Raw genomic sequence first — 9,985 nt, 5'->3', positions numbered from 1 at the left:
GCATGACCAGCCAGGTAATGATTTACAGCGGCAAGTTTTACTTCAAATGAATGTTTCATAAACTGCACCTTCAGATGTCAGATTATGTCCAACATTTGGGGTGCAGTTCAAAACGCCTTATCCGGCCATAAAAATCTTCAGTATCAGATGGTTGAAAGAACCTTTATATTATCACTCCATTGCCCGCCTCTTCTGATGGCGGGCTTTTTTTCGGCGCTCTCTTGCGTGGCGAATCCTTTTTCTTCCCTTCTCCACCGCCGGGAGCCATTATTCCCCGAAACTGCCTTACCGACGTGCGCTTTGCCTGATCAATCAACTGGTACAATGTCCCCACCAGCGGCTGCATAAAGTCCTGATAGCGACACTGCTTTTCGCTGATTTGCGTCAGCACCGATTCCCAGTGCGCGGTCATGTCCGGTCGCGTCGCCATTTCTGGCAGCGAATGGAATAGCGCTTTTCCGGCGTCGGTGGAGTGGATATAGCGCCCTTTTTTGGTCAGGAAACCCCGCTTGAACAACAGTTCAATAATCCCGGCACGCGTTGCTTCTGTCCCCAGACCATCGGTCGCACGAAGGATCTTTTTCAGATCTTTGTCCTGCACAAAGCGCGCGATCCCGGTCATCGCCGAAAGCAGTGTTGCATCGGTAAAATGGCGCGGCGGCTGGGTTTGCCGCTCTACCACTTCGCCTTTTTCGCACAACAATTCATCGCCTTTCGCCACCACAGGCAGCGGCGTGCCGTCGTTTTCTTCATCGCGCTCTTTGCTGCCTAACAGCGTGCGCCAGCCTGCTTCAGCAAGAAAACGGGCTTTAGCGACAAATTTGCCTTTGGCAATGTCCAGTTCGATAACACACTTGCGGAACACCGCATCCGGGCAGAACTGCATCAAGTACTGACGGGCAATCAGGTTATAGACCTTCGCTTCGTTCTCCGTCAGGTTGATCGCAGAACTCCGTGCGGTCGGAATGATGGCGTGGTGCGCATCGACCTTTTTGTCATCCCAACAGCGGTTGCGTATATCTGGATCTACCACTGGCTGCGGCAACAGATCCGGTGCATGAACGCTGATAGCATTCATCACCGCGTGGCGTCCGGCAAAATGTTCTTCTGGCAAATAGCGGCAATCGGAACGCGGATAAGTGATTAGCTTGTACGTTTCGTACAGCTTCTGGCAGATATCAAGCACGTTCTGCGCGCTCAGACCAAAACGTTTAGCCGCTTCAATCTGCAACGCCGAAAGCGAAAAAGGCAGCGGCGCGGATTCTGATTCCCGTTTATCGTTATAGCTGGTGACAATAGCTGGTTGACCACTAATACGGTTAACCACATGCTCCGCCAGTGGACGATGTAACAAGCGCCCTTCTTCATCCTGGTACGGTTCACACGCTTCGCTCGGTTGCCAGATAGCGGTAAACCGCTCATCGGCAGGTGTCACGATATGTGCTTTGACTTCAAAGAAGTCTTTCGCCACGAAGTTTTCAATCTCTTCGTCGCGGCGCACCACCAGTCCGAGTACGGGCGTCTGCACGCGTCCCACGGAAAGCACACCCTGATAACCGGCATTGCGGCCGAGAATGGTATACGCACGGGTCATATTAATGCCGTACAGCCAGTCAGCCCGCGCCCGCGCCAGTGCAGAAACGCACAGCGGTACAAACTCGCTATTGGAGCGAAGACGATCGATCGCCCGCTCAACCGCCTGCGGGTTCAAGTCGTTTATCAAACAACGCTGTACCTGCTGGCGCTTTTCCGGTGCCAGTTGCAGGTAGTCCAGCACTTCATCCACCAGCAGTTGCCCTTCGCGATCCGGGTCTCCGGCGTGAACGATTTCGCTGGCTTCATGCAGGAAGCGTTTGATGACATTAAGTTGTTTAGTCACGGAGGGTCGGGGCTGTAATTGCCACTTTTCCGGGACAATTGGCAAATCCGCAAGATTCCAGCGCGCATAGCGGCTGTCGTAGGCGTCTGGCTGCGCCTGCTCAAGCAGGTGACCGATACACCAGGTCACCACCTGACCATTACCGCACTCGATAAAGCCATCGCCTTTCCGGTGCGGTTTAGGCAGGACATCAGCAATGGCGCGCGCCAGACTCGGTTTTTCGGCAATAAACAACCGCATTGAATTAACGGATCTCAACCATGGCACGACCGCCGCGCGCTGGCACCAGTTCGCCAATCGCCGTCAGTTCAATGCCAAACTCGGCGGCTGTAGCTTTGACCTCATTTTCTGCTTCCGGCATGACCGCCAGCAGCAAACCGCCAGAAGTTTGCGGATCGCACAGCAGATCGCGCACTTCACGCGGCATTTCACCCATCAGATGACCGTAGCTGGCAAAGTTACGTTCGGTGCCGCCAGGCACTGCGCCCAACTTAATGTACTCTTCAACCCCCGGCAATTTCGGGATCGCGTCATAGTCGACGCGCGCCTGCACACCTGCGCCCTGACACATTTCGCTTAAATGCCCCAGTAAACCAAAACCCGTAACGTCGGTCATCGCTTTTACGCCTTCGATGTTGGCAAAGGACACGCCTGCGATGTTCATCCGGCACATCACTTCCGTCGCCAGTCCCTGATGTTCTGGTTTCAGCAGTGATTTTTTCTCAGCCGTGGTAAGAACGCCAATCCCCAGCGGTTTCGTCAGGAACAGTTTGCATCCGGCTTGTGCGGTACTGTTTTTCTTCACCCGCTCGGTCGGTACGATCCCCGTTACCGCCAGACCAAAAATCGGCTCCGGCGCATCGATGGAGTGACCGCCAGCCAGCGCAATACCCGCCTGACGGCATGCATAGCGTCCACCTTCGGTCACTTCGCGGGCAATTTCCGGGGAAAGTTTGTTAATCGGCCAGCCGAGGATCGCAATCGCCATAATCGGTTTGCCGCCCATAGCAAAGATATCGCTGATGGCGTTAGTCGCCGCAATGCGGCCAAAATCGAAAGGATTATCAACGATCGGCATAAAGAAGTCGGTGGTACTGATAACGCTGGTGCCATTGCCCAGATCGTACACCGCCGCATCGTCGCGGGTTTCATTACCCACAAGCAAATTCGGATCAACAAACTTCGCCTGCTCACTGTGCAGGATGGTTTCCAACACTTTTGGGGAAATTTTACAGCCGCAACCAGCGCCGTGGCTGTATTGGGTCAAACGAATCGAGTTCTCGCTCATGGACATCTCCTGTCAATGCAATCCGGGTATGGTAACCCTCATTCCATGAAGTGATAAGTGAGAGTGTCTGAATTCCTGCGCCTTTGCTCACAATCCAGACAGTTTCGCGACAATTATCAGAAATAAGTCACAAACGGCGTCGGGTCCGGGACGTTTATCGACGTAGATGCTTTCAACTGCGGCGTACCGAGGTAGAGAAAACCGACAATTTTATCCTGCTCACGGCAACCGAATGCTTCACGCACTACCGGACTTTCAGTTAATGCACCACTGCGCCAGATGCCGCCAAACCCCTGGGCAACTGCTGCCATTTGCATCGCCATGACCGCGCATCCCGCAGACATTTCCTGTTCCCAGCGCGGGACTTTATGATTTTCTTCACATTTCGCCACCACCGTTATGATGAGCGGTGCGCGGAACGGCGCATTACGCGCTTTGTCGATTGCTTTGTTATCACTACCGGCAGCAATCGCCCCCTGCTCCAGTACGGCGCTGAAACGCTCGCGCCCTTCCCCTTCAATCACAAAGAAATGCCACGGTTGCATGGACTTATGGTCCGGCGCACGCATACCCGCACGCAGGATGTTTTGCAGTTGTTCACCCGTTGGCGCGGGTTCAGCCAGGCGGGAGGCGCTACGGCGATTGATCAATAGTTCGAGTGCATCCATTTGATTAACTCCTGTCATGATATTTATTCACAAAATTAACACGAGAGTGGATTTTGTTACAGCCCAGTCCGCAATTCCTGCTGACAAGTGCCGGTTGGGTCATTACGATAACCACATCTATTGCGCCTGAAACAGGTGTGACCTTAAGTTGGGAGAATACATGCGAACCCTTTGGCGATTTATTGCCGGATTTTTTAAATGGACGTGGCGTCTGCTGAATTTCGTCCGTGAAATGGTACTTAACCTGTTCTTTATTTTTCTCGTGCTGGTTGGTGTGGGGATCTGGATGCAGGTCAGTGGTGGTGATTCGAAAGAAACGGCCAGTCGTGGCGCACTGCTGCTGGACATTTCTGGTGTGATCGTCGATAAACCCGACAGTTCTCAGCGGTTTAGTAAATTAAGCCGCCAGCTGCTTGGTGCCAGTTCCGATCGTCTTCAGGAAAACTCACTGTTTGATATCGTCAACACCATTCGCCAGGCGAAGGACGACCGCAATATCACCGGTATTGTGATGGATCTGAAAAACTTCGCAGGCGGCGACCAGCCGTCTATGCAGTACATCGGCAAAGCTCTGAAAGAGTTTCGTGACAGCGGGAAACCGGTTTATGCCGTTGGCGAGAACTACAGCCAGGGGCAATATTATCTCGCCAGTTTCGCCAATAAAATTTGGCTGTCTCCGCAAGGCGTGGTTGATCTGCACGGCTTTGCCACCAACGGTCTGTACTACAAATCGTTACTGGATAAGCTGAAAGTTTCCACCCATGTGTTCCGCGTGGGTACGTATAAATCTGCCGTTGAACCGTTTATTCGTGATGATATGTCGCCGGCAGCCCGCGAAGCTGACAGCCGCTGGATTGGTGAGCTGTGGCAAAACTATCTGAATACTGTTGCCGCTAACCGCCAGATCCCTGCTCAGCAGGTATTCCCTGGCGCGCAAGGGTTGCTTGAGGGTTTAACCAAAACCGGTGGCGATACCGCGAAATATGCGCTGGAAAACAAGCTGGTCGATGCACTGGCATCGAGTGCCGAAATCGAAAAAACTCTGACCAAAGAGTTCGGCTGGAGTAAAACTGATAAAAATTATCGCGCCATCAGTTATTACGATTACGCATTGAAAACGCCGGCAGATACCGGTGACAGTATCGGTGTCGTCTTCGCTAATGGCGCAATTATGGATGGCGAGGAAACTCAGGGGAATGTTGGCGGTGATACCACTGCGGCACAAATCCGCGACGCTCGCCTTGACCCGAAAGTGAAAGCGATTGTTCTGCGTGTTAATAGTCCCGGCGGCAGCGTTACCGCGTCTGAAGTGATTCGCGCTGAACTGGCAGCAGCCCGGGCAGCGGGTAAGCCTGTGGTTGTATCGATGGGTGGCATGGCGGCATCTGGTGGTTACTGGATTTCCACACCAGCTAATTACATTGTGGCTAACCCCAGCACCCTGACCGGTTCTATCGGTATCTTCGGCGTGATCACCACCGTAGAAAATAGTCTGGATTCGATTGGTGTTCATACTGATGGTGTCTCAACTTCACCGCTGGCGGATGTTTCTATCACCAGGGCACTGCCGCCGGAAGTGCAGCAGATGATGCAGTTAAGCATTGAGAATGGCTATAAACGCTTTATCACGCTGGTTGCTGATGCGCGTCATTCAACGCCGGAGCAGATTGATAAAATCGCCCAGGGCCACGTCTGGACCGGTCAGGATGCAAAAGCTAACGGGCTGGTCGATAGTCTCGGGGATTTCGATGATGCGGTCGCCAAAGCAGCAGAGCTGGCAAAAGTGAAACAGTGGCATCTGGAATACTACGTTGATGAACCGACCTTCTTCGACAAAGTGATGGACAACATGTCTGGTTCTGTCCGGGCAATGTTGCCAGATGCGTTCCAGGCCATGTTACCTGCACCGCTGGCCTCGGTAGCCTCTACCGTTAAAAGTGAAAGCGACAAGCTGGCCGCGTTTAACGACCCACAAAACCGTTATGCGTTTTGCCTGACCTGCGCCAACGTGCGTTAAGTCCTGCAAAAATGTGGCCGATATGCTGTCGGCCACACTCCTGAATCGGACTGTCTTTCACTCCCTCTCTCCACTACATTCCCTTGCTCATTTAGCATCTGATATGGAGTCATCAGTGAATAAGGCCCCCTCTTTAATTGCCGCTATCGTCCTCGGACTGGGGATTAGCGCCTGTGGTTATTTTGTTGGCGATGGTGTTAAACATTTAAAAACCAATAACCGTTATGTAAATGTGCGTGGGCTTTCTGAAAAAGAAGTTCGCGCAGATACGGCAGAATTAACAATTGCGATTAACTTTAAGGGTAATATTCCCGGCGAACTGTTCCCGAAACTGGAAGACGCGCAGAAAAAAATTGTTGCCGAACTCAATGCTCAGGGGATTAACGAGAAAGAGATAACCCTGGGCCAATGGACAAGCAAGCGAACAGATTCCTTTTATCTGAAAGATGATCCCACAATGCCACGCTATAACGCAGACGGGTCAGTGACGATAAAAACCCATAATGTTGCTGCTGTCGAAAAAGTCGTCGCGAAATTAAACGAACTGCAAGTCGCTACGGAGGGCGCTATCGCTGAGAGCAAAGTCGCCTATCGCTTTAATGGTATTGGCGCACTGCGCGCTGAGATGATTGCCGCCGCCACCAAAGATGCACGCAACGCAGCATTACAATTTGCAACGGACTCAGGTAGCCAGGTGGGGTCAATTAGCGATGCCTCACAAGGCGTGTTCCAGATCTTCGCCAGTGGCAGTGATGAAGATGATCCTACGGCGATTAATAAAACGGTACGCGTAGTCACCACCGTAACCTATGCGTTGCAGGATTAACCACTTTTCTCCGGCGGGACACTAATCCCTCCGTTCTGCCGGACTTTTCTCATATCCACAGAGTATCCAGGTGCGCTCGCTGCCCCTCACGTATATACTTTTGCTCTTTCGATATCATTCATATCAATATCATGCAAAAGAAATCAATTTACGTCGCCTACACGGGCGGGACCATCGGGATGCAGCGTTCCGAGCAGGGTTATATTCCGGTGTCAGGTCATCTACAGCGCCAACTGGCGCTGATGCCGGAATTCCATCGCCCGGAGATGCCAGATTTCACCATTCATGAATATACGCCATTGATGGATTCTTCTGATATGACGCCAGAAGACTGGCAGCATATTGCTGAAGATATTAAAGCGCACTATGACGACTATGATGGTTTTGTCATTCTGCACGGCACAGACACGATGGCGTATACCGCCTCTGCACTGTCGTTCATGCTCGGGAATCTCAGTAAACCGGTCATTGTGACAGGGTCACAAATCCCGCTGGCTGAGTTACGCTCTGACGGACAAATTAATCTGCTGAATGCGTTGTACGTTGCGGCGAATTATCCTATCAACGAAGTAACTCTCTTTTTTAATAATCGACTGTATCGTGGCAACCGAACCACCAAAGCCCATGCCGATGGTTTTGATGCGTTTGCCTCTCCAAACCTTCCTCCGTTACTGGAAGCAGGTATCCATATTCGTCGTTTGAATACGCCACCCGCCCCGCACGGCGAAGGGGAATTGATCGTTCATCCAATCACGCCGCAACCAATTGGCGTAGTGACGATTTATCCGGGGATTTCTGCTGACGTCGTGCGCAATTTTCTGCGCCAACCTGTGAAAGCATTGATTCTGCGCTCATATGGCGTGGGTAATGCGCCACAAAACAAAGCCTTCCTGCAGGAATTACAAGAAGCCAGCGATCGCGGTATTGTGGTGGTCAACCTGACACAATGTATGTCCGGTAAAGTGAACATGGGTGGTTATGCCACCGGTAACGCCCTCGCCCATGCCGGCGTTATTGGCGGTGCAGATATGACTGTAGAAGCCACGCTAACCAAACTGCATTACCTGCTTAGCCAGAAACTTGATACTGAAACCATTCGCAAGGCCATGAGCCAAAACCTGCGTGGCGAACTGACGCCGGATGATTAAGGAGACTGCAATGCCCCCTCGCGCCCTGTTACTGGTCGATTTACAAAATGATTTCTGTGCTGGTGGCGCGCTCGCCGTGCCGGAAGGTGACAGTACGGTGGATGTCGCTAACCGCCTGATTGACTGGTGCCAGTCGCGCGGTGAAGCAGTTATCGCCAGTCAGGACTGGCATCCGGCGAATCACGGCAGTTTTGCCAGTCAGCACGGTGTAGAGCCTTATACGCCAGGCCAACTCGACGGTTTGCCACAAACCTTCTGGCCCGATCACTGTGTGCAGAACAGTGAAGGCGCACAATTACATCCGTTACTGAAGCAAAAAGCGATCGCAGCGGTGTTCCATAAAGGCGAAAATCCTTTAGTTGACAGTTACAGTGCCTTTTTTGATAACGGTCGTCGGCAGAAAACTGCGCTCGATGACTGGTTGCGCGCTCATGTAATCAATGAATTGATCGTTATGGGTCTGGCTACTGACTATTGCGTTAAGTTTACCGTGCTGGACGCTTTACAGTTAGGCTATAAGGTGAACGTGATTACCGATGGTTGTCGTGGCGTAAATATCCAGCCACAGGACAGTGCGCACGCGTTTATGGAAATGTCAGCAGCTGGGGCAACGCTATATACGCTGGCAGACTGGGAAGAAACGCAGGAGTAATTTTACGCTGGCCTACAATTCTGTACTGGCATTGTAGGCCAGATAAAACACATCAGTGATACATCTGGTAATTGACGCCATCAACGAAAGATTTAATTCACCTCAGAAATCTCTTCCAGCGACACCTTCCGCGTTTCGATGCCAAAAATGGAGAGAACCAGCGCACAGAGCACTAACATGACACCAAGCACCATAAACACCGTGATCGACCCATAATGTGTTAATAATGCCGCAACGCCATAGGGCGTGAAGACTGCGACGATCCGTCCTACGGCATTAACGAAACCCGAACCACGCAGGCGTAAATGCGTTGGCCAAAGTTCCGGGATATAAACCGCCGACGCGAAGCAAACATACATGTATAAAAAGAAGATCATCACCAGGCCATAGATTAAAATCGCCCACTCTGTTGTCTGAATTGAATAGATATAGCCTAACACGGCAATAATAATAAGTAAGGCGGAACCAAATAATCGACGAGGGAAATGATCAATAATTAATGCCGCAATAAATATCCCTACCGGAGCGCCAATCATAATAACAGCGGTCATTAATATTGATTTATCGACATCAATGCCGGAGTTAACAAATATGGTCGGCATCCATACGGTGATGGTATAAAGCGAAATGTTCATTGCAATTAAAACAGTAATCGCGACTAATGTACGTCGTAACATTTCCCCTTTAAACAGGAGCCAGAAGGTACCCTTGATTACCTTAACCTTGCTGTTGCTCTGGTTCAAAGTAAGCGGGGGTAAACGAATACTCTTCTCTCTTTCAATTTGCTGCTCTACTTCACGAAGTTGGCTTTCTGCACCTGCGATTCGCCCTTTCCCTGCCAACCATCGTGGCGACTCAATAAAGTATTTACCTGAGAGAAACCAGGCTAACAGTATGCCAATACCGCCCAGCAGAAACATTATCCGCCAACTAAAAAAAGCGATAACCACCACGCCTATCGCCGCAGACAGCATGGGCGACCAGTTTCCAACAAATGAGAGCCGCGCGGACCATTTTCCACGCACCGTCGCGGGGATAAACTCCGTAAATGAGGCATAGCCAACCATAATCAGCGCCCCCATTCCTGTTCCCATCAGGAAGCGAAAGAAGATGAGCCAGTACATATCAGGGACAAAAGCGGCCCCTGTTGCCGCAATACCGACGATGAGAAGATTTATGCGAAACGCCCTGCGCCGCCCAAAGTAGTCACCAATAAACCCACCGGTAAGAGAGCCGATGAAATAACCAAACATTAATGCCGAGGTAAAGGCGGCATTGAGGAAATTATTTGACCATCCATTGCTTACCAGCTTTGCTAAGACGACATTACCGGAGTAACTCAAAAACCCCGTTAATAACAGACTAAAGCTTATTATACCAAATATACGATAATGAAACCGGGCCAAAGGCAAGCGGTCCAGTCTTGCGCCAATTTGATCATATTGTTCCATTGGGTGCCTCGGATTTGCTAAAAAAGGTAGCAATTGCGGCAAATTCACTTGCCGCA

General features: G+C 51.2%; 8 protein-coding genes. 4 read left to right on the top strand and 4 right to left on the bottom strand.

Annotated elements, in window-relative coordinates; all coding sequences use genetic code 11:
- Window positions 1-163: 163 nt before the first annotated feature.
- The 3 genes from topB to ACJHX4_RS23990 all read right to left on the bottom strand — a co-directional run bounded on the left by topB (window position 164) and on the right by ACJHX4_RS23990 (window position 3,835).
- Window positions 164-2,119 (bottom strand): DNA topoisomerase III, encoded by a 1,956-nt coding sequence (gene topB / locus ACJHX4_RS24000; protein WP_001235830.1) that lies wholly within the window; start codon window positions 2,117-2,119, stop codon window positions 164-166.
- A gap of 4 nt (window positions 2,120-2,123) precedes the next feature.
- Window positions 2,124-3,167 (bottom strand): selenide, water dikinase SelD, encoded by a 1,044-nt coding sequence (gene selD, locus ACJHX4_RS23995; protein WP_001296119.1) that lies wholly within the window; start codon window positions 3,165-3,167, stop codon window positions 2,124-2,126.
- A gap of 116 nt (window positions 3,168-3,283) precedes the next feature.
- The gene (locus ACJHX4_RS23990) at window positions 3,284-3,835 is read right to left on the bottom strand and encodes an NAD(P)H nitroreductase (protein WP_000339292.1); all 552 of its coding nucleotides are present in this window, start codon (window positions 3,833-3,835) and stop codon (window positions 3,284-3,286) included.
- A 160-nt stretch (window positions 3,836-3,995) separates the two neighbouring features.
- Between ACJHX4_RS23990 and sppA the strand changes: the two genes are divergently transcribed.
- From sppA to pncA, 4 genes are all read left to right on the top strand, one after another.
- Entirely contained in the window at window positions 3,996-5,852 is a 1,857-nt protein-coding gene (gene sppA, locus ACJHX4_RS23985) for a signal peptide peptidase SppA (RefSeq protein WP_001259838.1), read from the top strand.
- A 115-nt stretch (window positions 5,853-5,967) separates the two neighbouring features.
- A complete protein-coding gene (locus tag ACJHX4_RS23980; RefSeq protein ID WP_001030438.1) occupies window positions 5,968-6,678 on the top strand; it encodes an SIMPL domain-containing protein in 711 nt (236 codons plus the stop codon).
- A gap of 131 nt (window positions 6,679-6,809) precedes the next feature.
- Window positions 6,810-7,826, top strand: coding sequence for an asparaginase (ansA, locus tag ACJHX4_RS23975; RefSeq protein WP_001531743.1), 1,017 nt, complete (start codon window positions 6,810-6,812; stop codon window positions 7,824-7,826).
- Window positions 7,827-7,836: 10 nt separating this feature from the next.
- Window positions 7,837-8,478, top strand: a complete 642-nt coding sequence (gene pncA, locus ACJHX4_RS23970) for a bifunctional nicotinamidase/pyrazinamidase (protein ID WP_001135068.1) — start codon at window positions 7,837-7,839, stop codon at window positions 8,476-8,478.
- A gap of 92 nt (window positions 8,479-8,570) precedes the next feature.
- Here the strand turns inward: pncA and ACJHX4_RS23965 are convergent, their stop codons facing one another.
- Complete coding sequence (locus ACJHX4_RS23965; RefSeq protein WP_001524794.1) at window positions 8,571-9,929, bottom strand: MFS transporter; 1,359 nt, start codon at window positions 9,927-9,929, stop codon at window positions 8,571-8,573.
- Between the last annotated feature and the right edge of the window lie 56 nt (window positions 9,930-9,985).

This window comes from Escherichia sp. WS2035, assembly GCF_046487065.1.
Taxonomy (GTDB): domain Bacteria; phylum Pseudomonadota; class Gammaproteobacteria; order Enterobacterales; family Enterobacteriaceae; genus Escherichia; species Escherichia coli.
This window is presented reverse-complemented; position numbering and strand designations above follow the sequence as displayed.

What these genes read in the sequence shown, in the direction of transcription:
- pncA (WP_001135068.1), top strand. Translation starts at nt 7,837, where the DNA reads ATGCCCCCTCGCGCCCTGTTACTGGTCGATTTACAAAATGATTTCTGT.
- selD (WP_001296119.1), bottom strand. Translation starts at nt 3,167, where the DNA reads ATGAGCGAGAACTCGATTCGTTTGACCCAATACAGCCACGGCGCTGGT.
- ACJHX4_RS23990 (WP_000339292.1), bottom strand. Translation starts at nt 3,835, where the DNA reads ATGGATGCACTCGAACTATTGATCAATCGCCGTAGCGCCTCCCGCCTG.
- topB (WP_001235830.1), bottom strand. Translation starts at nt 2,119, where the DNA reads ATGCGGTTGTTTATTGCCGAAAAACCGAGTCTGGCGCGCGCCATTGCT.
- ansA (WP_001531743.1), top strand. Translation starts at nt 6,810, where the DNA reads ATGCAAAAGAAATCAATTTACGTCGCCTACACGGGCGGGACCATCGGG.
- ACJHX4_RS23965 (WP_001524794.1), bottom strand. Translation starts at nt 9,929, where the DNA reads ATGGAACAATATGATCAAATTGGCGCAAGACTGGACCGCTTGCCTTTG.
- sppA (WP_001259838.1), top strand. Translation starts at nt 3,996, where the DNA reads ATGCGAACCCTTTGGCGATTTATTGCCGGATTTTTTAAATGGACGTGG.